The following is a 26,969-nucleotide window of genomic DNA, read 5'->3' as shown; positions in this document are numbered from 1 at the left end:
GCGTGGCTGCTGCCCCACGAATGTTCCTTCGTCGTTGCTGCGGACGTTCAGGAGAGTTCCTTAATGCCCGCGCGCGGTGAGGGAGTTACTCCCCCGTCGCCTTCGCGATGATTTCCTTCGCGACGTTCGCGGGAACCTCGGCGTAGGAGTCGAACACCATGGAGTAGTTCGCCCGGCCCTGGGTACGGGACCGCAGGTCGCCGACGTAGCCGAACATCTCCGACAGCGGGACCAGTGCCTTCACGACACGGGTACCGGCGCGCTCCTCCATGGCCTGGATCTGGCCACGGCGGGAGTTGAGGTCGCCGATCACGTCGCCCATGTAGTCCTCGGGAGTCGTGACCTCGACGGCCATCATCGGCTCGAGGATGACCGGGCCGGCCTTCCGGGCGGCTTCCTTCATCGCCATGGAGCCGGCGATCTTGAAGGCCATTTCGGAAGAGTCGACCTCGTGGTACGCGCCATCCAACAAGGTGAACTTCAACCCGACGAGCGGGTAGCCGGCCAGGATGCCGTACTGCATCGCGTCCTGGGCGCCCGCGTCGACCGACGGGATGTACTCCCGCGGCACGCGGCCACCGGTCACCTTGTTGTCGAACTCGTAGAGAGCACCGTCGGTGCGCTCGAGCGGCTCCAGCTTCACGATGACCTTCGCGAACTGGCCGGAACCACCGGTCTGCTTCTTGTGGACGTAGTCGAGCTTTTCCACAGTCTTCTTGATGGTCTCGCGGTAGGCGACCTGCGGCTTGCCGATGTTCGCCTCGACCTTGTAGTCGGACTTCATCCGGTTGACGAGCACCTCGAGGTGGAGCTCGCCCATGCCGGCGATGATCGTCTGACCGGTCTCCTCGTCGAGCTGGACCTGGAAAGTCGGGTCCTCCTCGGCGAGCTTCTGGATCGCCAGGGACAGCTTCTCCTGGTCGGCCTTCGTCTTCGGCTCGATGGCCACCCGGATAACGGGGTCCGGGAAGGTCATCGACTCGAGGACGACCGGGTTCTGCGCGTCGGCAAGGGTGTCACCGGTCGTGGTGTCCTTCAGGCCGATGACCGCGTAGATGTGGCCGGCCAGGGCCTCGTCGACCGGGTTCTCCTTGTTGGAGTGCATCTGGAAGATCTTCCCGATGCGCTCCTTGCGCTCCTTGGTCGCGTTGACGACCTGGGCGCCGGAGGCGACCTTGCCCGAGTAGACCCGGATGTAGGTCAGCTTGCCGAAGAACGGGTGCGCGGCGATCTTGAACGCCAGGGCCGAGAACGGCTCCTCGGTCGTCGCGTGCCGGGTGACCGGGGTCTCGCCGTCCGGAAGCAGGCCCTCGACCGGCGGCACCTCGAGCGGCGACGGCAGGTAGTCGATGACCGCGTCCAGCATCGGCTGCACGCCCTTGTTCTTGAACGCGGAGCCGGCGAGCACCGGGAACGCCTCGCGGGTGACGACCAGGTGGCGGATGCCGCCCTTGATCTCGTCCTGGGTCAGCTCCTCACCCTCGAGGAACTTCTCCATCAGCGCGTCGTCGGTCTCGGCGACGGCCTCGACCAGCTTCTCGCGGTACTCGGCGGCGCGGTCGGCCAGCTCGGCCGGGATGTCCTCGACGGCGTAGTCGTCGCCCTTCTGCACCTCGCCGCGCCAGACCAGGGCCTTCATCCGAACCAGGTCGATGACGCCCTCGAAGTCGTTCTCCGCGCCGATCGGCAGCTGGATGGCCAGCGGCCGGACGCCGAGACGGTCCGTGATGGTCTGCAGGGTGTAGTAGAAGTCCGCACCCAGCTTGTCCATCTTGTTGACGAAGCAGATGCGCGGGACGTCGTACTTGTCCGCCTGCCGCCAGACCTGCTCGGACTGCGGCTCGACGCCTTCCTTGCCGTCGAAGACCGCGACCGCGCCGTCGAGCACCCGCAGGTTGCGCTCCACCTCGACGGTGAAGTCGACGTGCCCGGGGGTGTCGATCAGGTTGATCTGGTAGTCGTTCCAGAAGGTGGTGGTGGCAGCCGAGGTGATGGTGATGCCCCGCTTCTGCTCCTCCTCCATCCAGTCCATGGTGGCGGCGCCGTCGTGGACTTCGCCGAGCTTGTAGTTGATCCCGGTGTAGAACAGGATCCGCTCGGTGGTGGTGGTCTTACCGGCGTCGATGTGCGCCATGATGCCGATGTTGCGGACCTTGTTGAGGTCGGTCAGCACTTCACGTGCCACGAGAATGTTCCCCTGTCTCGAACGTGGGGCCCGGCATGGCTTCTATCGGCAGCCGGGCGGTCATCACCAGCGGTAGTGCGCGAAGGCCTTGTTCGACTCGGCCATCTTGTGCGTGTCTTCGCGGCGCTTGACGCTGGCGCCAAGGCCGTTGCTCGCGTCCAGCAGCTCGTTCTGCAGCCGCTCGATCATCGTCTTCTCGCGGCGGGCCTGCGAGAACGACACCAGCCAGCGCAGCGCCAGCGTGGTGGAACGACCGGGCTTGACCTCGATCGGCACCTGGTAGGTGGCGCCACCGACGCGGCGGCTCTTCACCTCGATGGTGGGCTTCACGTTGTCGAGCGCGCGCTTCAGCGTGACGACCGGGTCGGTGCCCGTCTTCTCGCGAGCGCCTTCGAGAGCGCCGTAGACAATGCGCTCGGCCAGGGACCGCTTGCCGTCCTTCAGCACCTTGTTCACCAGCTGGGTGACCAGCGGGGAGGCGTAGACGGGGTCGGAGATCAGCGGCCGCTTCGGCGCCGGACCCTTGCGAGGCATTAGCTCTTCTCCTTCTTCGCGCCGTACCGGCTGCGCGCCTGCTTACGGTTCTTCACACCCTGGGTGTCGAGCGAACCGCGGATGATCTTGTAGCGAACACCCGGCAGGTCCTTAACCCGGCCGCCGCGCACGAGCACCATCGAGTGCTCCTGGAGGTTGTGGCCTTCACCCGGGATGTACGCGGTGACCTCGATACCGCTGGTCAGCTTCACACGAGCAACCTTGCGCAAGGCCGAGTTCGGCTTCTTGGGAGTCGTGGTGTACACGCGGGTGCACACGCCACGACGCTGCGGGCTCCCCTTGAGGGCCGCGGTCTTCTGCTTGGCAGCCTTGTCCTGGCGGCCCTTGCGGACCAGCTGCTGGATCGTGGGCAATGGACCAGCTTCCTGTCGTGATCTTGCTTCTTCGTGTCTTCACCGGTCCCCGCGGTCGGGCGTGTCGGCCCGCGTCACGGTCTCTCGACCGGTAACTTCCCGGAGGGATTTTCCGTCGGAACCCCACGTGGCGAGGCTGGTGAACCGGGTGCAAAAGCACCCCGCTCATGCCCAACGGCACGCGGAGCGGCCCGACGCCTGCCGGGCACGGTCTCCAAAGATACCCGTCCACTCGCGGAGCGGTCCGGGCGGGGGGTCGCTACGGTCGCCGACCGGTCATCGTAACCCCAGATCGGGGCCTTGAGACGGCGCCGCGCGGGACTTCCCGAGATGCAGAACGCCGGGCTCCGGGACGCTATTCCGGAGCGGGTTCCCGCGGTCAGAGGGCACTCGGCTCGCATGCCGGGACGGGACGCCCAGCGAATGGACGCGCGCCGGGCCTCGCGGCTTCCCGCGCCCCAATGTGGCGTTCGGTGCGTTCAGCGCACCCAATGTGGCGTTCGGTGCGTTCAGCGCACCCAATGTGGCGTTCGGTGCGTCAGATGCACCCAATGCCACATTGGGGTGTTCTCAGCGGCGCGGTGTGTGGCGGGTTCGTTGTGCCGTGCTGGCCAGGGGACGCGGAGCACAGCCTGGCGATACGGGCGTGGCTCCGTTGCCGAGAAAGGGCCGTGAGGGGAACCCTGAGGAACTCTGATTCCCTCAGGGTTCCCCTCACGTACCTTCGGCTTCGCGCAAGACCCCTGCGCACCGCCGACACCGCGCCCCGCTGCCGAGGAAGCCCATCGGGGCGGTTCGCCCGGGTGCTGCGCCGAGACTGGCGGCGGCGTTAAGAACGCGAGAGAAATTCTTCGGCGGCAAGGAGAAGAGCCGCCGGCTGTTCCACAATGGACCCGCGTCCCGGGGTGACAATCACCTCACCGGGACGGAATCGCGAAACCCGGCCCGGCGGTGTGCACCCGCCGGGCCGGGCCGCGGGTCAGTCCTCGTCGGGCTTCGCGTGGTCGGGCTTGCCCGGGTTGGGGTCGCGCGACAGATCGATCAGCGGGTGCACTCCAGCCCCCTCCGGCGCGGCATGGCTGCCGCCGGTCTTCTTGTCCCCCGGCTGGTCGACGTTCTCGCTGCCGTCCATGTCGCCTCCTCGTTCGGTTCCCCTGCCGGTCTGCACGGTACCTGCCGGGGAAATCGGTGGACGGACTCCCCAAGATGAGGGACGTGGACTGGAAGATCAGCGAATTCCCGGCCGAACACCCCGACTCCGCGGCGATCCTGCGCGAATACATGGACGAGCTGGCGTCGCGGTATCACGGCCGCCCGGCGACGCCGGCGGAAGTGGACGCGGCGCTGGCCGACGAGCCCAGCGACGGCCTCGCAGCGCCGACCGGGGCGTTCCTGGTGGCTTATCGCGAGGGGAAGCCCGCCGGTTGCGTCGGGGTGCGGATGGTCGGGCCCGGGCTGAGCGCGTTGACGAAGGTGTACGTGCGCCCGGAGCATCGCGGACACGGCGGCGGCAAGGTCATCGTCGCGGCGGCTGAAGAAGCGGCGAAGCGGCTGGGCTCGACCCGGATGCGGCTGGATACCCGGGACGACCTGGTCGAAGCACGCGCGCTCTACGCGTCGATGGGCTACGCGGAGGTCGAGGCCTTCAACAACGACCAGTACGCCGAGCACTGGTTCTCCAAGGACCTCAGCTGAGCCGTCCCGCGCAGCTGGCCACGTCGCCGCCGGTGGCTTTCGCGGACCGCGCCAGCACGCCGTTCACCGAGATCCGGCATTCGACCGCGCCGCTCGACTGGCCCATCAGCTGCACAGTCGGCGCGACGGCGGTCTTCGGCCAGGTCAGGGTCTTGCTCCACGGCAACGGCACCGACAGCTCCTGGTGCACCAGGCCGAGGCCGTTGTCGTCGTAGACCACGGTGGCGGTGCCGGAGCCCGTGAGTTCGTAGGTGATCTGCCAACTGGACGGCGCGGGCGCGGCCGGTGCAGTGGACGTCGTCGGGGCCAGAGTGCGGGTGACGGTGCGGTCTGGGGCGCGCTGCGGCACTTCAGCAGTCGGCGCGGACACGGCGACCGGAGCCGGCGCGGGGTCGTCGCCGGTGCCGAGGATCACTACGGTCGCGGCGACGGCGGCCACCGCGATGGCCGCGATCGCGAGCCTGCCGATCAGCTGTCTGTCCATGTTCCTCGTTCTTTCGCCGGGATCCGCCGGTGGTTCCCGGGGACGGGGGGAACCACCGGCGGAGACGGGGTCAGCCGGGCAGGATCCGGCCGGGGACGCCGTTCAGCGACTGGATCAGGCCCAGCGCCGGGACGCCCAGCGGCGCGAACGTCCAGATGTTGTTCAGGTTCGACGTGTCCGGCTCGTCGACGACGGTGACACCGGGCTGGTCCTGGGTCGCGGCCAGCGCGGGCGCGGCGGCGCCGAGCACCGCGGCTCCGGCGAGCGCGGTGGCGGCCACGGCTCGGACGACGGTCTTCTTCATGGCTTTCTCCTTCTGTGGTCAGGAAACGGCGGTGATGGCGTTGAACACCGGCGCGAGGAGCTGGGCCGGGGCTTGGGTGGTCGGGCCGAGGAGGCTGCCCGCGTCGAGGCCGGGGACGACCCAGACCGACGGGCCGCCGCCGGTCGGTGCTCCCGGGACGCCGGGCAGGCCCGGGGCGGGCAGGTTCGGCACGGAAGGCAGCGAGGGCAGTCCGCCGGTCGGGAGGGACGGGAGGCCGCCCGTCGGGAGCGTGGGCAAGCCGCCGGTCGGCAACGAAGGCACTCCAGCGGGCTGAGCGGACGTCTCCGGGGTGGCGGCGTCGGCCGCTCCCCCGGCGAATCCGGCGAACGCCCCGGCCGCGGCGAGCGGCAGCAGGATCCGGGCGGCAATACGTTTCATCAGGGTTTTCCTTTCTTCGGGTTTTTTCGGGGAACGGTGGTCAGCGGAGCGCGCCGCTGATCGGGACGATGGTTCCGTCGGGGATCCACTGCCCGGCGTAGTCGCGCGCGGCCTGCATGCCGGGCGCGTGCGGTTCGTTGGGGTACATCGGCATCGCGTTGACCTGCGCGGCCGCGAACAGCTGCACCTCGCCGTTCACGGATGTCCACTGTGGACCGAGCCAGGTCCGTAAACCGCCTAGCGACGGGCTTTCCCCGCCGAAGCTGTTGCCGACGGCCACCGCGTAGCTCACCGCGAGCTGGTCGCGCGGGTCGAAGCGCAGCGGCATGGCCGCGCTGGCCACGGTGTTGACGATGGGTCCGTTGAGCAGCCACGGAGCGAGGTACAGGCCGAACTGGTGAGTCGGTTTGAGCCGCTGCGACTCGGCGGCGCGGCTCATCGCGAGGTACCCGTCGCTCCAGCCGGAGACGACCACCAGCGCGGTGTCCGCCGCCGCGTCCGGGCGCACCGGCAGACCGACGCGCGCAGCAGTGTCTCGGACGAGCTGCGCGGCCTGCACGCCACGCGGCGACTTGTCTTCGACCAGCGTGATCGCCGACGGCTTCCGCGAGGCGAGGAACTCGACCAGCTTCACCAGCGAACCGCGGTCCTCCGGCGACAACGCTTCTGCCGGACAGCTGGTGAGCACGTCGCGTTTCTGCGCCACCAGACCGCCGAGCGCGGCTTCCGCGCATTCCGGCGCGTCGGCGTCCGAAACCGCCGGGCCCGTCTCGGTGCCCGCGTCGACGTCGACCGTGGTGGTCGCGTCGCCCTTGCGCACCACGAGAGTGCTGCGTCCGGCCGGAAGTTCGACCTCGGCCCAGCTGCCTTCCGCGCCGGGACGCGCGGCCGCGGTGGTCACGATCCCGCCCTCGACGCCAGCGGACAGGTCCGTACCCGCGCTCGAAGGGAAGTGCACGAGATTGCGCCCGGGCCGGTGCGGGCTGACCAGCACCGGCACCGTCGCGCCGCCGACCGTCGCGTCGGCCAGGATCGGCACTCCGGGCACGGGCAACGGCGCTGGCTGCGGCACCGCAGCGAGCGCGCTCCATGCAACGAACCCGAGTGCGACACCGGCGACGCCGTAGCGGTAACCGCGAATGGAAGCGTTGCGAGACAACAAGATCGCCGACACCACAGTCACTGCTGCGGGAAGCAGGACCACCACGATCAGCGAGACGCCGAAGAGCGTTTCGTACAACCGTCGGTCGAAAGCAACCCCGGAGACGCCGAGTTGCACGACGCCCGCGAGCGTCAGCAGTCCGGCGAGGCTGACCGAAAGCGGACCGACGCGCAACGGCGTCGAACGCCACTGCTCCACCGGCACCCAAGCCGACAGCAGCGTCACGCCGAACCACAGCGCGGCCGCGGCGACGTACACAGTGTCGATGGCGAAGGAAATCCCCGAACCATCGACGGAGGTTTCCAGCACCACGAGCACGACCAGCGCGAGCGAAGCCCATCGACCCGCCGAGGGCCACCGCAGCAGCACCGGCACCGCCAGCGCGAGCACGACGTGGACGATCAGCGCGACGAGGTTGACGTCGACTGTCGCCGCCGACACCGCGGCCAGCACCGCCGACCCGACACCCAGCGCACCGGTGGTGATCCACAGCTTGCGCGGCAGCGGACCGACGAGCGGGCGCAGAATCCCGGTACCGGCGAGGAATGCCGTCGCCAGCAGCAATATCAGCCGCAGCACCAGCGCGGCACTGTCCACACCGGACGATCCGGTGGCGACCGGAGTGACGTGGTGATCCATGGAGACCTTCCGGACTTGTCCTCGGGGCCGGTCCGTGAAGGGCCCCTTGAGGGAATCTGATTCCCTCAAGGAGTCCTTCACGGCACGCGGCCAGCGGGAGTTACTTCACGTTCTGGTCGGCGACCACGAACAGCTCGGAGTGCGGCTTGGCGTTGCCGAAGTCCCCGTGCGGCCACGACTTCCGGTTGAAGTTGAGGCCGACCTGCCCGGTGAACTCGTCGCGGAAGTTCTGATCGACCGCGACCTTCCCGTCCGGCGACAGGTTCAGCAGGTTGACCTTGTGGTCACCGTCCAAACCGGACCGGGCGACGAAGTAGTTCGACACCGCGATGTGCTGCGGCTGCTCGGTTTCGTGATAGAGACCGTCCTGGCCGAGCGCGAAGTTGTCGTACGCGCCCCAGTGCGGGCCCGCCCCGGGCACGCCCGGGTTGATCGGCGCGGAGCCGACGACGGTCGGCAGGTCTCCCCCGCCGCCCTGCTGCGCCTTCTCCTTGGTGTCGACGCGACCCTTGATGTCCTCGACCTTGTCGCCGGCCGCGACCAGCTTCTGGATGTCGAGCACGTACACGCCGCCGGTGGTGCCGGGGTCGTCCGGACCGAGCGCGCCCTTCTGCCTGCCCTGCACCGCGTGGTACAGGAACCGGTCGTCCGGGCTGGTCTGCAGCCAGCCGCCGTTGGAGCTGGCGCCGTTGGAGTCGTTCTGCGAGTAGATCGGCTTGCCCGCGGTGCCGTCGTCGAACACCTCGATCCAGTGCGGATCCTTCGCCGTGATGTCCGGCGTGTAGAAGATCGCGCCGCCCTGCATCGTCTCGGCGAACGCGCCCTTGTGGCCGGGCTTGTTCGTCACCGTGGTCTCCATGACCGCGCGGCTTTCCGAGTGCAGCGGGTCCGCCGGGTTCGCCCGGGGGCCGTCTTGCAGGTAGGACACCGCTTTCAGCTTCGGGTGATTGCGGTCGGAGATGTCCCAGGTGCGGATCGTCGGCCGGCGCAGATACGGCGACGGCTGCTTCACCGGGTCGAGAATGATGTTGCGCGGTTCGGCGTAGTCACTGGTGACGAGGGTGTTGAGATCCTCGCGCGCCTGGACGCCGTGCGGGTTCGCGCAGGACGGTTTGCCCAGCTGCGGCAGGTTGTCGCACAGCTTCGCGTTGTCGCCCTGCGGGGTCGCCGCCGGATTCTGCGACAGCACCTGCGCGTTCTGGTCGAAGTGCACGACCTCGCCCGGGCTGCCGGCGAAACCGTTGCCGATCTGCGTGGAACCGTCCTGGTACGCGTATGGACCGGGCACGACCGGACCGCCCATGTACGTGCCGTACGCGGTGCCGTCCTTCAACACCCAGTACGCGTCGGGCACGGAACCGCCGAGCGTCTGCGTCGGCAGGCTGATGCCCTTAAGTTTGAGCTGTGGCAACGCACTGACGTCGAACGCGTACGTCGCCGCGGCGAACAACGCGCCGGCGTAGATCGTGTCGCCCTTGTGCCACACGTACTGCATGTGGTGCGGCTCGTTCTCGACAAGCGGCCCGACGGTCGCGGTGTTCACCACCTTGCCGTACGTCGGCGAGCCCTGCGTCGCGTCGATCACCGCGAGGAAATCGGGACCGGGCAAGGCATTCTTGACTTTGCCGAGGCCGCCGCCGAGCGAACCCGGCAGGTTCTTGACGTCCTTCACCGCGGTGTCGGCGATGTTCTCGTCGCCCGCCCAGACCAGCAGCCACTTCTTCGGCGTGCCGTCGGCGGAACGCGCCTGCGCGGCAAGGTCTTTGCTGACCAGGTGGTTCTGCACCCAGTACTGCTTGCCGTCGGACGCGGTTTTGGCGTCGGTGACCACCTGAACGTCGGCGTAAGCGCTGGTGGTGGACCCGGTGTAGGTCACCGCACCGATCGCGAGCGCGACCGCGCCGGCGACGGTCAGCGCTTTCCGCCATCGGGGCGGGGCGCCCGAGGAGGAGCTGAATCGCATGGTGTCTCCCTGTTTGTGTTCCCGTGAAGCGCCCGCGAAGGCACTTCTTTCCCCGTTCTCGGGGCAGCACGAAACCCGCGCGAAACCCACGCCGAACAGAGAAAGCGTTCATCCCCTCGGGTCAGAGAAACCCGTTGCGGGGAAAGAGAAATCAGCCAGCCGGACGCGGCCGGGAGAAAAGGTCAGGAATCCCTACACAGCGCGCTGGCCTGCTGGCGCAGATCCACGTGCAGACGCCACACCAGGGCAACCGGAAAGGACATGCGCGAAATACTCTGGCGAACCGCACCCACTGTCAATGCGGTGATCAATCGTGGGAACGTCGACCGAAGGAGTGAATATCCCACGAGATGGGCCGAGTTGCCCGCCCCTCGCCCCGCGACCGACTGGAGGCGCGGCGCTGACCTGCGATGCTCCGTTCGGCCCAAAGTATGTTCGCCGCTTCGGCGTCCGGGGTGGGGCTGTTCGCCCGATATGTTCGTTACCCTTTCGTGATCAAATCCCGGGAACTTTCGCCCCGACCCCGCGATGAATCACCCATGCCGGATTCGCTGACCCTGCGGCGCGAACCTGACAGAAGCGGCATAATCCGCACATCAGGTGAGGGACCAGGGGAAGGGGTGAGCGCCGGTGTCGGCAGAGATGGAACGACTCGTCGCGGAGTTCGACAAGTTCCAGACGAAGCTCAAGCAGGCCGAAGCGCAGTTCGCGAAAGTCGGCGACATGCAGGAGGAGCTGAGCGCGCTCGAGGCCGAAGTGATGTCGCCGGACCGGGCGGTCACCGTCGTCGCGGGCCCCAGCGGATCGATCAAAGACCTCCGGCTCACCCCGGACGCGCTCCGGCAGCAGCCCGACCAGCTGGCGACCTCGATCCTGGCAACCCTGCACAAGGCCGTCGCTGAATCCGCTCGCAAGCAGGCCGGGATCGTCGACGAGCACGTGGGCACGGCCTTCGGGTTGAACGTGTCCGACCAGGTCTTGGAAGCCCAGGCAGCTGGTTTGGGAACCACTGTCGAAGAACTGGAGTCCAATCTGCCGGAGGAGCAGCCGCGGCAGGCAGCACCGGCCCGGGACGACGAGGACTTCGCGAACAACGATCTGCTTCGCGACGACGGACGGACGGCTCAGGCGCCTCCGTCGGCACCGCCCTCGGCCTCGTCGGGCGACCAGTTCCTCCAGAACTTGTTCGACGACGAGGAGGGGCACCGATGAGCCCGACGAACGGCGGCCACAAGGTCGACACCGCTGCCCTTGCCAAGTACTCCACGGGACTCGACCGGTACAAGGGCGAGGCGGGAAAGTTCGGCGACCTCATCAACCACGCCGACGTGACCGACAAGTCCTGGGGATTGATCGGGCTGGCAGTCAAGCAAACCTACACAAGCAAGCTCGACGACCTGAAGGAGCTGCTCGAACTTCTCAAGAACGGCGTCGAATCCTTCCAAGGCAAGGTCAGCAAGGCCGCCGAGATCTACGACGGCCACGAACAAGACACTGTCATGAAGTTCGGCAAATTCGAGACGAAGATCGACGGGCCGCGCTGAGCAGGGGGGAACCATGGGACAGGACAGCATCGCCGACGGGGTGAAGCTCCACGACGACCACCGCGGCGAAAACGCGTTCGGGCACGGTCTGCACGAGGCCAAAGAGGCCACGGCGCACACCCCGTTCGTCGGCAAAGGCGTCAGCACCATCTCCAACGCCTACGACAAGTTTTCCAAAGCCGACAGTGTCGGCGACGTCGCGGCGGCGAGTGGCCAACTGCTGCAGGACGGAGCGGGTTTCGTCGCCGGGGCGACGATGGACATGGCGAGCTTCGCGCTCGACCCGGTGGGCTGGCTGGTCAGCAACGGCCTGAACATGCTGCTGGACCTGATCCAGCCGCTCAACGACGCGTTGCACTTCGTGACCGGCGACGGTCCCGCGTTGGAGAAGGCGGCAGGAGACTTCGTCGCGATCGGCACGGGTTTCGTGAAGCTGGCCGACGATTTCGTCAAGACCGGCGACGAGGCCCTCAAGGATTGGGAAGGCGAGGGCGGAGAGGCGGCCAAGAAGGCCTTGGCCGAGTTCGCGCAGGGCATCAACGGCATCGGCTCGGCCGCCGGCTCTGTCTCCGACACCCTGAAGATGTGGTCGATGGTCATGACCGTCATCGAGGAGGTCGTCAAGGCGATCATCTCGGAACTGGTCAGCTGGCTCATCTACATCTGGCTGCCCGCGCTGGCGGCCTCGATCGTGAGCTTCGGCTCGTCTGTGGCGGGTGCGATGGCCGCGTCCGTGGCGAAGGCGGCGAGCGCGATCGGCAAGATCACCAAACACCTCGGCAAGCTCGGCAAGCTGCTCGACAAATTCATGGGCTTCCTCATGAAGTGGAGCGACGACCTGGTCAAGCAGGGCTCGAAGCTCACCAAGGCGGGCAAGGTCGGCATGACCCCCGGCCAGGAGAAAGCGATCACCGGCGCTTTTGCCAAGGGTTTGAACGCCCAGGGCGCCGCGTACAACCAAGCCGCGAAGGACGTCTTCACCAGCGTCCCGCGCAAGGTCTTCGACGAGACGGTCAAGGCGACCACCGGTGTCGCACCGGGTGACTTGTCCAAGGGTTCGGCTTACACCGCCAAGTCGGCATACAAGGCGACGGACAAGGCGATCACCAACCTGAAAGGGGATCATCCCGGCAACGGGCAGAGCGTCGAAGAAACCAAGGACGACCTGGACATCTGACCGGCCGCGCCAAGTCCTCGGCCCCGCCTCGCACGCGACAGCGGACCTGCTCGGCGCGTACTACCCTCGCCCTGCCACAGCACAAGACCTCTTCACCCGGGTGCCGAAGAGCAGCCCACAGGAGCCGCGAAAATGGCAGCACTGCTCGAACCCTGGTACATAGTCGGCGGCTACGTCCTGACACTGCTCCTGCTGCTGCTCGCCGGCCGGTTCGAGAGCCGCAGCGTGGTCAAGACTGTCGTCTGCGAAGCACTCAGCCTCGCCGCGCTGTTCGGGACGACGCTGTACTGGCTGACCGCCGGGACTGAGAGCAGCGGACCGGCCATCGGCTGGGTGTGCATTCCGCTCGCGATGGCCGGGTTCGCGCTCTGGCGGATTTTCCGGCAACGGTTCTGGATCCGACGGCTGGGCGCCGTCGGGGAGCCGACTTTCGGGGTTCTTCCCCGGCAGGGCCGCACCGTCGCGATCACCGAACCCGATCGTCCGAGGACCCGCGGCATCGCGGAGTTCGAGCGGCAAGGGCACCGGCTGCTGGGCGTCGAGTATTCCTCCGGTACGCCCGATGGCGTGCTCGATTCGGTCGCCAATCAGGTCGACGGGATCTACACCCTCGTGGAGCTGCGGATCCCCGCCGGGCCGACCCTGGTGATCAGCCCGCGGACCAAGGCCTTCGAACCGGAGCTGTTCACCCCGCTGGAAGACGCCAAGATCACCCGCAACCAGGCCGGTTCGCCGAAACCCTCCGCGGCGCTGACGGCGTTCGAACTGGATCCGGACTTCGACCGGCGGTTCGAGGTGACCACGAGCGACCCGGAGTTCGCCCGTCAGGTGCTCACCGGCCAGGTCCGCGAGATGATCATGACCGACCTGTGGTTCCGGGTGCACGAGGTCGTGTTCGACCACGACGCGATGTGGACCGCGGAAGCGGGCGGGCTGACGGAAGAACGGGTCTTGGGCAACGGGAGGCGGCTCGCCCTGCTTGCCGCGCAACTGCCCTCCGGCCAGTGGACCAGCTCCGCGGCGGCCGGCTTCCGCCGGGTGACCGCACGCGCCGAAACCAGCTACGACCTGTGGTACGGCGATCGAGGCGGACTGATCCGGACCAAGCTGAACCGCCGCCGTGAAGCGCGGGACCGGCAGCCGGTGACGTCCACGTCGCTCGCGATGCGCTCGCTGGTCGCGGCGGTCATGATCGTCAGCGCCGTCCTCGCGATGAGCAATTCGCTTCTCGTCATGAACGGACAGGGCACCGAGGTGGACTTGAAGGTGACCTGGATCGACCGCGGTGCCGCGCCGGTCTGTCGTGGAAGTTCGGGGAAGTGCACCGGGGGCTCCGCCGCTCGGGTCCGCGGTACCTACGTGCTCGACGGCTCCGCCTATACCTCGACCACCCGGTGGTCCGAGGAAATGCCGGAAGTGGGCGACATCGTCAAGGTTCAGCTCGGACCGTTGTGGTGGAGCCCGATCTTCGAGAGCGGCAGAGCCGCACAGGGAGTCATTTTCACCTGCTTGTTCCCGTTGCTGTTCGGTTTGCTGATCGTCAAGGTGACCTACTGGCCGAGGGCATCGCGCCGGGTACGGAAGACCCGCGAAGCCCTCGCCACGGCCTGAGCCGCAGAACTTGTCGCGAAAGTGCTCGACCGCGCTCGGCAAGGCAAGGGAAGCCACCGACATATCCGGGATGGCGCTCCGGGGAAAAGGTCCGCGGAAATCTCGAACTGTAAGGGTTGTGCGTGACCGGAGAGCTGATTGTCCCTGGGTATTTCTTCGGCGGCTACGCACTGGCCTTCGGCCTGCTGTGGATCGCCGCCTGGGCCGAGCGACGCAGCGCGGTCCTCGCGGCGGTTTTCCATACGCTCTGCGGAATCACGGTTTCCCTGACGACGCTGTATTGGTTCTCCGCCAGCGTGGCCGTACATCCGCTGGCTTGGTACGGCGTGCCGCTGGTCGTCGCTGCGCTGCTCGCCTGGCGGGGCTGGCATCAGCAGCGCTGGGTCACCCGCGTCGACTCGACCGGCGAACCCAGCTTCGGTTTCCTGCCTCGCCACGGGCTCGCCGTCCCGCGGGACCATCCCGATCCCTGGCCGAGCCGGGCCACCGTCGAGTTCACTCACCACGGGCACCGGCTGCTCGGGATCGAGTATTCGACCGAATCTCCTTACCGGGACGAGAATTTCCGCCGGAAGTCGAAGCTAGCCGAAGCGCTCGGTTCGATCTGCTCGGTCGTGGAGCTGCGCATCCCGAACGTGCCCGCGCTGACCATCTCTCCGAAGACCAAAGCCTTTGCCTCGGACCATTTCACGCCGCTGGAAGACATGCGGATCACCCGCAACCAATTCAGCTGGCTGCGCCCGGACACCACACTGCACGAGTTCGAGGTCGACCCCGAATTCGACCGCCGGTTCTCCGTCTACACCTCGGATCCGGAATTCGCCCGGGAGATGCTGACCGGCGAGGTCCGCGAACTGATTCTGAACGACCGGTGGTTCCGGGTCCACCAGGTCGCGTTCCGCGAGGACGCGATCTGGACCACCGACACCGGCGGGCTGACCGAAGACCGGATGTTCGACAACTCCCGCAAGCTCGCGATGCTCGCCGCGGCCGTGCCCTCGGCGATCTGGGAGAAGTGGGCTGGCGACCGGCGATTCCGCTCGGCCGCGACCAGTGCCGACACCCGCTACGACGCGTGGATCGGCAAGCGCGGCGGGTTCATCCGCACCCCGCTCAACCGCAGGCGCGACGCCCGGGACCGGCAACCGGTCACCTCGGTTTCGCTGACCGCGCGGACTCTCACCGCGCTCGCCCTGATCGTCATCGGCGTGGGACCTGCGGGCAATTCGATCGCCGTGCTGACCGGGCTGGCACCGCAGGTGCAAGCGACCGTCTCGCGCGTCAGCGAAGGCGGCACCCGCCATTGCGTAACCACGAGCGGCGGCATGTCCTGTACCGCGGACCGGGCCGAGGTCGACGGAACCTACGAGCACGACGGCAGTACGCGCGAAATCACCGCCGACTGGTCGCAGAATGACCTTCCAACGCGCGGTGCCGTCGTCGACATCGCGGTCGGCCCGTTCTGGGGACATCCGGGATATCAGGTCGGCTCGGCGTTCGCGGCCGTCGATCTGCTCGGCGCGTTGATCTGGCTTGTTCCGGGGCTCCTGCTGATCAAACGCACTTACTTCCCGAGCGTCCCCCGCCGGGTGCGCAAGCGGCGCGAAACCCTCGCCAAGGTTTGACCACTCAGAGCCGGTGCCCGCAATCCGCGCAGAACACCGCCCCCGCCTTGGATTCCTTCCCACACTCTCCACAATGGACAGTCGGGGCCAGTGAACTCCCGCACCCGGTGCAGAACTTCCCGCCGTTCACCTTCAGCCCGCAATCAGGACAGGTGAGCTTCGCACGGGTGCCCAGATCCAGGTCCTTGGTCCAGTTCTTCTCGCGCGCCTGGTCCCAGATCTGGTCCCGCTGCGCCGCCGCCTGCGCTCGCGAAATCTCCTCAGCCACGATGGGAGAACATCGCAGGCACTGGCCGATTTCCTCGTTCCAGCACTGATCCGCGCACATCCAGTCGCTGCAGCCGCGACACTGCCGGAAGCGCGGGGTGATCTCCTCGACCGCCGCGGTCAGCGCGCGGTCCTTCGCCGGCGAGTTCGTCGCGCGGTCGTATTTCCACTGGTCCGCGGAGCTGCTCAGCTGCTGCAGCGTCCCGCCGAAGAACGAGCCCACCGCGCGCAGCATGCTGCGCCCGGTCTCCATCGTGTCCCGCTGGAACGCGGAGCGGTACCCGTTTCCGCAGCGCTCGCAGTGGAACTCGAACTGGTAGCCCTGGGCATTGGAGAGATCCGAGAAGTTGTCCGTGAACGGCACGACATCAGCCACGCGCGCGAATCTAAGCCAACCGGAGAAGCCCCACGACCGTACAAGTACCGTCTCCGGACCCGCTACGCACCGCGACGAAAAAGCCCCCGGTCACGAGGACCGGGGGCTTTTCGTTCAGCTACGCGTGGTTCAGCGGAAGTCGCGACCGAAGTCGTAGTCGTCCAGCGGAACCGCGGCGCCGGTGCCCGAACCGAACACGTCCGGGGTGTAGTAACCGTCGTCGTAGGACGGGATCGCGTACGCCGCGACCCGCGCCTCCTCGGTCGGCTGCACCTGGATGTTCCGGTACTTGTTGATGCCCGTACCGGCCGGGATGAGCTTACCGATGATGACGTTCTCCTTGAGGCCCACGAGCTTGTCCGAGCGGCCGTTGATGGCCGCGTCGGTCAGGACTCGCGTGGTCTCCTGGAACGAGGCCGCCGACAGCCACGAGTCCGTGGTCAGCGACGCCTTCGTGATGCCCATCAGCACCGGACGGCCCGAAGCCGGCTCGCCGCCCTCGGCGACCGAGGCGCGGTTCGTCGCCTCGAACTTCGTCCGCTCGGGCAGCTCGCCCGGCAGGAAGTCCGTGGCACCGGAGTCGATGATCGTCACGCGGCGCAGCATCTGCCGCACGATGACCTCGATGTGCTTGTCGTGGATCGACACACCCTGCGCCCGGTACACCTTCTGGACCTCGTCCGTGAGGTGCATCTGCGCTTCGCGCGGGCCCATGACGCGCAGGACCTCGTGCGGGTCCGGCGTGCCCTCGAGCAGCTGCTGGCCGACGTTGACGTGGTCGCCGTCGCCCAGCGGGCCGTTCGGGGTGTTCGCGAGCCGCTGCCGCTTGGACAGCTTGTCGAAGACGATCTCCTCCGACCCGTCGTCCGGGATCAGGGTGATCTTCCAGAACCGCTCGCTCTCCTCGATCCGCACGCGGCCGTCGACGTCCGCGATCGGAGCCTTGCCCTTCGGCACCCGAGCCTCGAAAAGCTCGGTAACACGGGGCAGACCGGTCGTGATGTCGTCACCGGCGACACCACCCTGGTGGAAGGTACGCATCGTCAGCTGCGTGCCCGGCTCGCCGATCGACTGGGCGGCGACAATGCCGACCGCCTCGCCGACGTCGACGAGCTCGCCCGTCGCCATCGAACGGCCGTAGCAGGTCGCGCACACGCCGACCGCCGACTCGCAGGTCAGCACCGAGCGGACCTTCACCTTGGTGATGCCGCTGGAGATGAGCTTGTCCAGCGCCGGGTCGCCGATGTCGTCGCCCGCGTTCAGCACGACGTTGCCCTTGGCGTCCACCGCGTCCGTCGCGAGGTTCCGCGCGTACACCGAGGTCTCGACGTGCTGGTCGCGCACGACCTTGCCGTCGCCGAGGTCCTCGCCGATCGGCATCATGATGCCGCGCGTGGTGCCGCAGTCGACCTCGCGGACGATGACGTCCTGCGAAACGTCCACCAGACGACGGGTCAGGTAACCCGAGTCGGCGGTACGCAGCGCCGTGTCCGCCAGGCCCTTCCGGGCACCGTGCGTGGCGATGAAGTACTCCGCCACCGACAGGCCTTCACGGAAGTTCGCCTTGATCGGGCGCGGGATGTACTCGCCCTTCGGGTTCGACACCAGACCGCGCATACCGGCCAGCGAACGGACCTGCGTCATGTTGCCCGCCGCGCCCGACTTCACGATCATGGCGATCGGGTTGTCGTCCGGCAGCGCCGTCTCCATGATCTTGTGGACCTCTTCGGTCGCCTGCGTCCACACCTTGACGAGCTCGTTGTTGCGCTCGGTGTGCGACAGCTGACCGCGCTGGTACCGCTTCTCGACCTGGTCGGCCTTGCCCTCGTACTCGTCGAGAATGGCCTTCTTGCCGACCGGGGTCAGCACGTCCGAGATCGCGACCGTGACGCCCGAGCGGGTCGCCCAGTAGAAACCGGCGTCCTTGAGCTTGTCCAGCGTCTGCGCGACCTGCGTCATCGAGTACCGCTCGGCGAGGTCGTTCACGATCGCCGCCTGCCGCTTCTTCGGCATCGGCTCGTTGATGAACGGGTAGTCCGCCGGCAGCAGGTCGTTGAACAGCACGCGGCCCAGCGTCGTCTCGGCCAGCCACGCCTTGCCCGGCTCCCAGCCCTTTTCCGCGAGCCGCGCCTCGTCGGCCTTGGCCGGCTGACGGTCGGTGACGCGGATCTTGACCGGGGCGTGCAGGCTCAGCGCCTTGCGGTCGAACGCCATGATCGCCTCGGCGGGCGACGAGTACGCGTTGCCCGCGCCCTCGGCGTTCTCGCTGAGCCGGGTCAGGTGGAACAGACCGGTGACCATGTCCAGTCGCGGCATGGCGAGCGGACGGCCCGACGCCGGCGACAGGATGTTGTTCGCCGACAGCATCAGGATCCGGGCCTCGGCCTGCGCCTCGGCCGACAGCGGCAGGTGCACCGCCATCTGGTCGCCGTCGAAGTCCGCGTTGAACGCTTCGCAGACCAGCGGGTGCAGCTGGATGGCCTTGCCCTCGACCAGCTGCGGTTCGAAGGCCTGGATGCCCAGCCGGTGCAGGGTCGGCGCACGGTTCAGCATCACCGGGTGGCCGGTGATGACCTCTTCGAGCACGTCCCACACCTGCGGCCGCGAGCGCTCCACCATCCGCTTGGCGGACTTGATGTTCTGCGCGTGGTTCAGGTCGACCAGCCGCTTCATGACGAACGGCTTGAACAGCTCGAGCGCCATGTCCTTCGGCAGACCGCACTGGTGCAGCTTCAGCTGCGGGCCGACGATGATGACCGAACGGCCCGAGTAGTCAACACGCTTGCCGAGCAGGTTCTGCCGGAACCGGCCCTGCTTGCCCTTGAGCAGGTCGGACAGCGACTTCAGCGGCCGGTTGCCCGGGCCGGTGACCGGACGGCCGCGGCGGCCGTTGTCGAACAGCGCGTCGACGGCCTCCTGCAGCATCCGCTTCTCGTTGTTGACGATGATCTCGGGCGCGCCGAGGTCGATCAGCCGCTTCAACCGGTTGTTGCGGTTGATCACGCGGCGGTACAGGTCGTTCAGGTCCGACGTGGCGAAGCGGCCACCGTCGAGCTGCACCATCGGGCGCAGGTCCGGCGGGATGACCGGGACGGCGTCGAGCACCATGCCGCGCGGGTCGTTGCCGGTCGCCTGGAACGCGGCGACGACCTTGAGCCGCTTCAGCGCGCGGAGCTTCTTCTGCCCCTTGCCGTTGCGGATGGTGTCGCGCAGGTTGTCGGCCTCCGCGGCGACGTCGAACTCGGTCGCCAGCTTCTGGATCGCCTCGGCGCCCATGCCGCCGGTGAAGTACTCGCCGTACCGGTCGATCAGCTCGCGGTAGAGCAGTTCGTCGGCGATCAGCTGACGCGGCTCGAGCTTCGTGAAGGTCGTCCAGACCTCCTCGAGACGGTCCAGCTCGCGGCCGGCGCGGTCGCGCAGCTGGCGCATCTCGCGCTCGCCGCCCTCCTTGACCTTGCGGCGCACGTCGGACTTCGCGCCCTCCGCCTCCAGCTCGGCCAGGTCGGCTTCCAGCTTCTGCGCGCGGGCCTCGATGTCGGAGTCGCGCTTCGTCTCGAGGTTCTTGCGCTCGACGCCGATCTCGTTCTCGAGGGTCGGCAGGTCGTTGTGCCGCAGCTCGGTGTTCACGCCGGTGATGACGTAAGCCGCGAAGTAGATGATCTTCTCGAGGTCCTTGGGCGCCAGGTCCAGCAGGTAGCCCAAGCGCGACGGAACGCCCTTGAAGTACCAGATGTGGGTGACCGGCGCGGCCAGCTCGATGTGGCCCATCCGCTCACGGCGCACCTTGGCGCGAGTGACCTCGACGCCGCAGCGCTCGCAGATGATGCCCTTGAACCGGACGCGCTTGTACTTGCCGCAGTAGCACTCCCAGTCCCGGGTCGGACCGAAGATCTTCTCGCAGAAGAGCCCGTCCTTCTCCGGCTTGAGGGTCCGGTAGTTGATGGTCTCCGGCTTCTTGACCTCGCCGAAGGACCACTGACGGATGTCGTCGGCGGTCGCGAGACCGATGCGGAGCTCATCGAAGAAATTGACGTCCAGCACGTCTAGATCCCCTTGGGGTTGATTCGGCTAGAGGAGGGGTCGGCGGTGGAGCCGGGATCCGCGGGAGGCAGATCCCGGCTCGACACCGAATCAGTGCACGACGTCGTCCACCGAGGGCGACTCGTTGCGGGACAGGTTGATGCCGAGGTTCGCCGCCGCGCGCTCGAGGTCCTCGTCGTCGGAGTCGCGCATCTCGATCGCCGCGCCGTCGCTGGAGAGCACCTCGACGTTGAGGCACAGCGACTGGAGCTCCTTGAGGAGCACCTTGAACGACTCCGGGATGCCCGGCTCGGGGATGTTCTCCCCCTTCACGATCGCCTCGTACACCTTGACGCGGCCGACCACGTCGTCCGACTTGATCGTGAGCAGTTCCTGCAGCGTGTAAGCCGCGCCGTAGGCCTGCATCGCCCAGCACTCCATCTCGCCGAAGCGCTGGCCGCCGAACTGCGCCTTACCGCCCAGCGGCTGCTGGGTGATCATCGAGTACGGGCCGGTGGAGCGGGCGTGGATCTTGTCGTCGACCAGGTGGTGCAGCTTCAGGATGTACATGTAGCCGACCGACACCGGGTACGGGTACGGCTCGCCGGAGCGGCCGTCGAACAGCGTGGCCTTGCCGTTCTCCTTGACCATGCGCTCGCCGTCGCGGTTCGGCTTGGTCGCCCCGAGCAGCCCGGTGAGCTCCTCTTCCTTCGCGCCGTCGAACACCGGGGTGGCGGTGTTCGTGTTCGGCGCGACGTCGTAGAGCTCCTCGGACAGGTTCTTCGCCCAGTCCGGGTTGCCCTCGATCGTCCAGCCCTGCGAGGCCAGCCAGCCGAGGTGCAGCTCGAGGATCTGGCCGATGTTCATCCGTCGCGGAACACCGTGGGTGTTCAGGATGATGTCGACCGGGGAGCCGTCCTCCATGAACGGCATGTCCTCGACCGGCAGGATCTTGCCGATGACACCCTTGTTGCCGTGCCGGCCGGCGAGCTTGTCGCCCGGCTGGATCTTGCGCTTCTGGGCCACGTAGACGCGGACCAGCTCGTTGACGCCCGGGGGCAGCTCGTCGTCGTCCTCGCGGGAGAACACCCGGATGCCGATGACCTTGCCGGTCTCGCCGTGCGGCACCTTCAGCGAGGTGTCGCGGACTTCGCGGGCCTTCTCGCCGAAGATCGCGCGCAGCAGGCGCTCTTCCGGCGTCAGCTCGGTCTCGCCCTTCGGCGTGACCTTGCCGACCAGGATGTCGCCGTCGCGGACCTCGGCCCCGATGCGGATGATGCCGCGCTCGTCGAGGTCGGCCAGGACCTCCTCGGAGACGTTCGGGATGTCCCGGGTGATCTCCTCGGCGCCCAGCTTGGTGTCGCGGGCGTCGATCTCGTGCTCCTCGATGTGGATCGACGTCAGCACGTCGTCCTGCACCAGGCGCTCGGAGAGGATGATCGCGTCCTCGTAGTTGTGGCCCTCCCACGGCATGACCGCGACGAGGAGGTTCTTGCCGAGCGCCATCTCACCGTTCTCGGTGGACGGGCCGTCGGCGATGACCTGGCCCTGCTCGACCCGGTCCCCCTCGTTGACAATCGGCCGGTGGTTGAAGCACGTGCCGTGGTTGGAGCGGCGGAACTTGTACAGTCCGTAGCTCTTCCGCGTGCCGTCGTCGTGCATGATCGTAATGATGTCCGCGGACAGCTCCTCGACCACGCCGGCCTGCTCGGCGACCAGGACGTCCCCGGCGTCGACCGCGGCGCGCAGCTCCACGCCGGTGCCCACGTACGGAGCCTGGTTGCGCAGCAGCGGCACAGCCTGACGCTGCATGTTCGCGCCCATCAGCGCGCGGTTCGCGTCGTCGTGCTCCAGGAACGGGATCATCGCGGTGGCGACGGAGACCATCTGCCGCGGCGACACGTCCATGTAGTCGATCTCGAGCGGGTCGATCAGCTCGACCTCGCCGCCCTTGCGGCGACCGAGGACCTTGTCCTCTTCGAAGTGCCCGTCGTCGGTCAGCGGCGCGTTGGCCTGCGCCTTGACGTAGCGGTCTTCCTCGTCCGCGGTCAGGTAGTCGACCTGGTCGGTGACCTGGCCCTCGACGACCTTGCGGTACGGCGTCTCGATGAAGCCGAACGGGTTGACCCGCGCGTAGGAGCAGAGCGAGCCGATCAGGCCGATGTTCGGGCCTTCCGGCGTCTCGATCGGGCACATCCGGCCGTAGTGCGACGGGTGGACGTCGCGGACCTCCATGCCGGCGCGCTCACGGGACAGACCGCCCGGGCCGAGGGCCGAAAGACGACGCTTGTGCGTCAGGCCCGACAGCGGGTTGTTCTGGTCCATGAACTGCGACAGCTGCGAGGTGCCGAAGAACTCCTTGATCGCCGCGCCGATCGGGCGGATGTTGATCAGGGTCTGCGGCGTGATCGCCTCGACGTCCTGGGTGGTCATGCGCTCGCGCACGACGCGCTCGGTGCGGGAGAGGCCGACCCGGATCTGGTTCTGGATCAGCTCGCCGACGGTGCGCAGGCGGCGGTTGCCGAAGTGGTCGATGTCGTCGGTCTCGACCGGCACCTCGACGCCGGCGGAGCTGGTCATCTTGTCCTCGCCGGCGTGCAGCCGGACCAGGTACTCGATGGCCGAGACGATGTCCTCTTCGGTCAGCGTGCCGGTGTCGTAGGTCGAGTCGAGACCGAGCTTCTTGTTGACCTTGTAGCGGCCGACCTTGGCCAGGTCGTAGCGCTTCGGCTTGAAGAACAGGTTCTCCAGCAGCGTCTGCGCGCTCTCCTTCGTGGGCGGTTCGCCCGGGCGCAGCTTGCGGTAGATGTCGAGCAGCGCCTCGTCGGTGCCCGCGGTGTGGTCCTTCTCGAGGGTGGCCAGCAGCGTCTCGGAGAACGAGAAGCGCTCGCGGATCGCCTCGGTGGACCAGCCGAGCGCCTTCAGCAGCACGGTGACCGGCTGGCGGCGCTTGCGGTCGATGCGGACGCCGACGGTGTCGCGCTTGTCCACGTCGAACTCGAGCCACGCGCCGCGGCTCGGGATCACGCGCACGCTGAAGACGTCCTTGTCGGTCGTCTTGTCGACACTGCTGTCGAAGTACACACCCGGAGAACGCACCAGCTGGGACACGACGACCCGCTCGGTCCCGTTGATGATGAAGGTGCCCTTGTCGGTCATCACCGGGAAGTCGCCCAGGAAGACCGTCTGGCTCTTGATCTCGCCAGTGTTGTTGTTGACGAACTCGGCGGTGACGAACAGCGGGGCCGCGTACGTCATGTCCTTGTCCTTGCACTCCTCGATCGAGGCCTTGACCTCGTCGAAGCGCGGGGCGGAGAAGGAGAGGGACATCGAGCCCGAGAAGTCCTCGATCGGAGAGATCTCGTTGAGGACTTCTTCCAGACCGCCGACCGGGTTCTCTTCGCCTTCGTTGACGCGGCGCTCGAACCACGCCTCGTTGCCGGTGAACCACTGGAACGACTGGATCTGGACGTCAAGCAGGTTCGGGGTGGAGAGTGGCTCGCGGATCTTCGCGAAGGAGACCCGCTTGGGCGCTCCGGGGATTCCCGTGGCCTGCGCGCGGGATTCAGCCGAGGTGGTCGCAGCAGTGGCCTGGTTCGCGGGAGAGACTGCCAAGATGCGTCCTTCCGGGGACAATGAGCGGTGAGCAGCCGCGATGGCAACAGCTGTCGCGGACTGTCAGGGGTGCCGTGTGCCCACTATCCTAACTACCGGCTCCGGGCAGCCTGAAAGAGGGCAGCGCAAAGAAGCAGTCTAGCCCCCATGACGCGGTCTGTCCAGGGGGCACTCCCGACGGGGCCCAGCCTGCATCGCGTCACCTTGGGGCAGTGCGTCTCCCTGAGCCTCACTGCGTCCTCTGGCTCCCGGTTCGCCCGGGTTTTCGCGCCCCTCCCGCAAGGTTCGCGTTCCCCGGCCGTGACCGTTGGCAGTAAGCGTGAACCCACGCGGCTTTGGAGTCAAGATGCCGCGCGGCGGTCCCGCCGGTTGGCGCAGCGTCGAAGCGGGACAGCGCAGGGTGACCGATCCGGCGGCCACCGAGGTTACCGCCGGGTACCCGCGGCCCGCCGCGCAGGTCGGCCCGGCCACGACGCAGGTCGGCGGCCCGCACGCACGCGCGACGGCCGTTTTCCGCACGGCGCGGCGGGCGCGGGATGGATCACATTCCGCGAGCGGTCGTGCGCTGAGCGGCAGAGCGGAATAGGGGAACTTCGGGCAGCTCGAACCCGGATTCCGGGTCCCCCGGGCAGGGGTTGCGCGCGGTGGGAGGGAGCGGTTGGCAACGGCGCGGTCCCGGTGATCAACTGGGCGGGGCCGAACTCCCGGAGGTGCGCACGATGCCGGAACCCGACGCGTCGCTTCCCGCGCTGGTCCTGCGCAGGCTGGCGATCAGCGAGCAGGTCGCCGCCGCGAAGTTCGGGGCCGGGCGGGCGGTCGACGATCCCGTCCGCGAACAACGCGAGCTGGCCCGCGTCCGGAACCTGGCCCGTGAAATCGGCCTTGACCCGGACCTCGCCGCGGGGTTTCTCTCCGACCAGATCGCCGCGAGCAAGCAGGTCCAGCGCCGTCTCTTCGAGCGCTGGACCGAGCATCCCGGAGACCGGCCGACCGGCGGCCCTGACCTGTCTGTGCTGCGCGCCGAACTGGACGGCCTCACAGTCGCTCTGCTGGACCGGCTGGCCGCGACCGGCTCCGAACCCCTCACACCGCCGGAAACGCCGGACGAGCTGAAACAGGAGCCGCTCCGGACGGCTTTCCGGACGCTCGCTCAGCGACACTCGTGAGTGCTGGTCCCGGGTAGAACCGGGATAAGCAATCACGAGACACGACGACGGCCCGCCCCCAGAGGTTCCGGGAGCGGGCCGTGACGTCTGCTGAGGACTGTCTACTTCGACGGCGGGGCCGAGGCGGGCGCAGACGATGCCGGTGCGCCAGCGGCCGGTCCGGCGGCCTTGTAGGTGTCCATGTCGGTGATCTTCCAGGTGTCGCCCTGCAGCTGGGCGTCCACGTGCATCTGCGCCGTGCCGGCCGCGGTCTGCTTCGTGTCCGCGCGCGTCGACGTCTGGTCGATGAACAGCATCACCCGGGCGAGGTCGCCGTTCAGCCGGATCACCGCGCTGCGGGTGACCTTGCAGGTCACGACCACCTTCTGCTGCGGCGCGAGCTTCTTGACCTGGCCCATCAGCGCGTTGTAGCTCGTCTTGACCTGGTCGGTCGCGAGCAGCTGGTTGGCCGCGTCCTCGGTCTTCTTGATGTTGTTGAAGTCGTAGGAGAACAGCGTCTCGATCGCCTTCGAGACCTGGTCCTTCACCTGCGCGGTCTTCGCCACGTCGAGCACCGCGCGGTTGCTCGTCGAATCGGCCGCGTCCGAGCCCTTGACCTGGAAGATGACCGCCGCGGCGACCAGCGCGAGGGCGACCACCAGCAGCAGCGCGACCCGCACCGTGTTGCGGCTGACCACGGACCGCTGAGCCGGGACCGAGTCGTCCTCGGCCCGTGCCTTGGTCTCGGCTTCCTCGACGTCGGAGGGCTTCGCCGAACCGGTGTCCCGCTTCTTCCGCCGCGGGCTCGGCCGTTCCTCGTCGACCGTCTCGCCGGTCAGCGCGTCGACCTCTTCGGCCGGGGCTTCCTTGCTGACGCCGGAAACCTCGGAGACCTCGGCTTCCGGCTCAGCGGCTTCGACGGTGTCTTCCTCGACCGCGGGCGCGGTCTCGGCGACCTCGGCCTCCACGGGCTCGGTGTCAACAGACTCAGGCTCGGCCGGGCGCACCAGCCCGCCGCGGGGGATCCGCAGCTCCTGGGTCACCTCGGCCGGATCCGCGTCGGGAAGCGGCCGCGGCCGGGGGCGCGGCTTGGGCGAGGCCGCCGGCGCCGCCGGGTCCGACGGCTTGCGCAGCCCGGCGACCTTCGGCTTGCGAGCCGGTGGCGTGCTGCTGCTGCGCGGTGGCTGGCGACGGGAGGGGGGCACTGCGGAACTCCGATCTGCGGGTGAAGCTACTGGCCGGCGGCGACGAGCGGCACTTGGTCGATCCCGGACAGCTTCCAGTCGCTGCCGACCCGGGTCATCTGGACCTCGAGCCGCAGCGCCTTGGTGGCGTTCTTGCCGCCGGCCGAGGTGTCCGTGCTGATCGCGGCCAGGAAGCTGGCCTTGCCGTCGTGGTCGTTGAGCTCCTCGACCGCGATGTCCTGGATCGTGGTGGTGACCTTGACCTTCTGGTCGGTCAGCGCCTTCGAGTAGTTCGGCTGGGCCTGCGCGATCTGCTTGGCCATGTCGTCGCTGGAGACCGACTTCTGCTTGGCGAAGTAGTCGTCGAGGTGCTGGTAGTCGACCTGGGTGTAGGCCAGCACCGCGGCCGAGCCGTCCTTGAGCACGTCGTCGCGCGCCGAGGCGAGGTCCCGGTCGCCGTCCATCTCCGCGACCAGCCACATGATCCCGAACACGATCGCCACCACCAGCGCGGCGAGGGCGAACGCCCCGGACCCGAGCAGCCAGACGCGCGGCGATCCGGGAAGCGTCCACTTTTCCTGCGCCGCACCGGCCGAAGCCGGTTCGGGCGTATCAGCGGTCACCTCTTCCTCGGCGACCGCGTGCTCGGCACTCATAACACTCCAG

General features: G+C 67.7%; 21 protein-coding genes. 7 read left to right on the top strand and 14 right to left on the bottom strand.

The features are described from left to right. Positions 1 to 85: 85 nt before the first annotated feature. The 4 genes from fusA to ACFORO_RS39985 form a co-directional block, all read right to left on the bottom strand. Positions 86 to 2,185, bottom strand: a complete 2,100-nt coding sequence (fusA, locus tag ACFORO_RS40000) for an elongation factor G (RefSeq protein ID WP_354740622.1) — start codon at positions 2,183 to 2,185, stop codon at positions 86 to 88. A gap of 63 nt (positions 2,186 to 2,248) precedes the next feature. After that, entirely contained in the window at positions 2,249 to 2,719 is a 471-nt protein-coding gene (rpsG, locus tag ACFORO_RS39995; protein WP_007031033.1) for a 30S ribosomal protein S7, read from the bottom strand. Beyond that, a complete protein-coding gene (gene rpsL, locus ACFORO_RS39990) occupies positions 2,719 to 3,093 on the bottom strand; it encodes a 30S ribosomal protein S12 (protein WP_003102113.1) in 375 nt (124 codons plus the stop codon). Before rpsL ends, rpsG begins: the two co-directional genes overlap by 1 nt. Positions 3,094 to 4,072: 979 nt before the next feature. Further along, on the bottom strand, positions 4,073 to 4,225 hold the full coding sequence (locus tag ACFORO_RS39985) for a hypothetical protein (protein WP_101436018.1): 153 nt from the start codon (positions 4,223 to 4,225) through the stop codon (positions 4,073 to 4,075). 74 nt (positions 4,226 to 4,299) lie between these two features. Between ACFORO_RS39985 and ACFORO_RS39980 the strand changes: the two genes are divergently transcribed. Beyond that, positions 4,300 to 4,788, top strand: coding sequence for a GNAT family N-acetyltransferase (locus ACFORO_RS39980; protein ID WP_377873169.1), 489 nt, complete (start codon positions 4,300 to 4,302; stop codon positions 4,786 to 4,788). On the opposite strand, the gene ACFORO_RS39975 is transcribed toward ACFORO_RS39980, so the two are convergent. From ACFORO_RS39975 to ACFORO_RS39955, 5 genes are all read right to left on the bottom strand, one after another. After that, on the bottom strand, positions 4,781 to 5,272 hold the full coding sequence (locus ACFORO_RS39975; RefSeq protein ID WP_377873168.1) for an MmpS family transport accessory protein: 492 nt from the start codon (positions 5,270 to 5,272) through the stop codon (positions 4,781 to 4,783). The two genes, ACFORO_RS39980 and ACFORO_RS39975, sit on opposite strands and share 8 nt — an antisense overlap. 70 nt (positions 5,273 to 5,342) lie before the next feature. Next, positions 5,343 to 5,576, bottom strand: a complete 234-nt coding sequence (locus ACFORO_RS39970) for a hypothetical protein (protein WP_377873167.1) — start codon at positions 5,574 to 5,576, stop codon at positions 5,343 to 5,345. Between the two features lie 18 nt (positions 5,577 to 5,594). Next, entirely contained in the window at positions 5,595 to 5,975 is a 381-nt protein-coding gene (locus ACFORO_RS39965) for a hypothetical protein (protein WP_377873166.1), read from the bottom strand. A 40-nt stretch (positions 5,976 to 6,015) separates the two neighbouring features. Further along, a complete protein-coding gene (locus ACFORO_RS39960) occupies positions 6,016 to 7,776 on the bottom strand; it encodes a hypothetical protein (protein WP_377873165.1) in 1,761 nt (586 codons plus the stop codon). A gap of 100 nt (positions 7,777 to 7,876) precedes the next feature. Next, entirely contained in the window at positions 7,877 to 9,739 is a 1,863-nt protein-coding gene (locus ACFORO_RS39955) for a hypothetical protein (RefSeq protein WP_377873164.1), read from the bottom strand. A 630-nt stretch (positions 9,740 to 10,369) separates the two neighbouring features. On the opposite strand from ACFORO_RS39955, the gene ACFORO_RS39950 reads away from it, so the two are divergent. From ACFORO_RS39950 to ACFORO_RS39930, 5 genes are all read left to right on the top strand, one after another. After that, on the top strand, positions 10,370 to 10,951 hold the full coding sequence (locus ACFORO_RS39950) for a YbaB/EbfC family nucleoid-associated protein (protein ID WP_377873163.1): 582 nt from the start codon (positions 10,370 to 10,372) through the stop codon (positions 10,949 to 10,951). Continuing rightward, a complete protein-coding gene (locus ACFORO_RS39945) occupies positions 10,948 to 11,283 on the top strand; it encodes a hypothetical protein (protein WP_377873162.1) in 336 nt (111 codons plus the stop codon). The genes ACFORO_RS39950 and ACFORO_RS39945 overlap by 4 nt, the downstream gene beginning before the upstream one ends. Positions 11,284 to 11,296: 13 nt before the next feature. Continuing rightward, entirely contained in the window at positions 11,297 to 12,460 is a 1,164-nt protein-coding gene (locus tag ACFORO_RS39940) for a hypothetical protein (RefSeq protein WP_377873161.1), read from the top strand. 132 nt (positions 12,461 to 12,592) lie between these two features. After that, positions 12,593 to 14,071, top strand: coding sequence for a hypothetical protein (locus ACFORO_RS39935; RefSeq protein WP_377873160.1), 1,479 nt, complete (start codon positions 12,593 to 12,595; stop codon positions 14,069 to 14,071). A gap of 122 nt (positions 14,072 to 14,193) precedes the next feature. Then, positions 14,194 to 15,696: a hypothetical protein gene (locus tag ACFORO_RS39930; protein ID WP_377873159.1), complete on the top strand. Its 1,503-nt coding sequence runs from the start codon at positions 14,194 to 14,196 to the stop codon at positions 15,694 to 15,696. 4 nt (positions 15,697 to 15,700) lie between these two features. Here the strand turns inward: ACFORO_RS39930 and ACFORO_RS39925 are convergent, their stop codons facing one another. The 3 genes from ACFORO_RS39925 to rpoB form a co-directional block, all read right to left on the bottom strand. Further along, entirely contained in the window at positions 15,701 to 16,339 is a 639-nt protein-coding gene (locus ACFORO_RS39925) for a zinc ribbon domain-containing protein (RefSeq protein WP_354740599.1), read from the bottom strand. Between the two features lie 129 nt (positions 16,340 to 16,468). Continuing rightward, positions 16,469 to 20,380: a DNA-directed RNA polymerase subunit beta' gene (locus ACFORO_RS39920; RefSeq protein ID WP_377873158.1), complete on the bottom strand. Its 3,912-nt coding sequence runs from the start codon at positions 20,378 to 20,380 to the stop codon at positions 16,469 to 16,471. Positions 20,381 to 20,470: 90 nt separating this feature from the next. Further along, on the bottom strand, positions 20,471 to 23,974 hold the full coding sequence (gene rpoB / locus ACFORO_RS39915; protein WP_354740595.1) for a DNA-directed RNA polymerase subunit beta: 3,504 nt from the start codon (positions 23,972 to 23,974) through the stop codon (positions 20,471 to 20,473). 719 nt (positions 23,975 to 24,693) lie between these two features. Between rpoB and aroQ the strand changes: the two genes are divergently transcribed. Then, positions 24,694 to 25,140 (top strand): gamma subclass chorismate mutase AroQ, encoded by a 447-nt coding sequence (aroQ, locus tag ACFORO_RS39910; RefSeq protein ID WP_377873157.1) that lies wholly within the window; start codon positions 24,694 to 24,696, stop codon positions 25,138 to 25,140. 101 nt (positions 25,141 to 25,241) lie between these two features. Here the strand turns inward: aroQ and ACFORO_RS39905 are convergent, their stop codons facing one another. Together ACFORO_RS39905 and ACFORO_RS39900 are read right to left on the bottom strand one after the other, a co-directional pair. Then, positions 25,242 to 26,324, bottom strand: coding sequence for a hypothetical protein (locus tag ACFORO_RS39905; protein WP_377873156.1), 1,083 nt, complete (start codon positions 26,322 to 26,324; stop codon positions 25,242 to 25,244). Positions 26,325 to 26,350: 26 nt separating this feature from the next. After that, a complete protein-coding gene (locus tag ACFORO_RS39900) occupies positions 26,351 to 26,959 on the bottom strand; it encodes a hypothetical protein (protein ID WP_354740587.1) in 609 nt (202 codons plus the stop codon). Between the last annotated feature and the right edge of the window lie 10 nt (positions 26,960 to 26,969).

The sequence above is a fragment of the Amycolatopsis halotolerans genome (assembly GCF_042647905.1).
Classification (GTDB): Bacteria; Actinomycetota; Actinomycetes; order Mycobacteriales; family Pseudonocardiaceae; genus Amycolatopsis; species Amycolatopsis halotolerans.
Note: the sequence above shows the minus strand (reverse complement) of the source record. Positions and strands in the feature narration are given on the sequence as shown.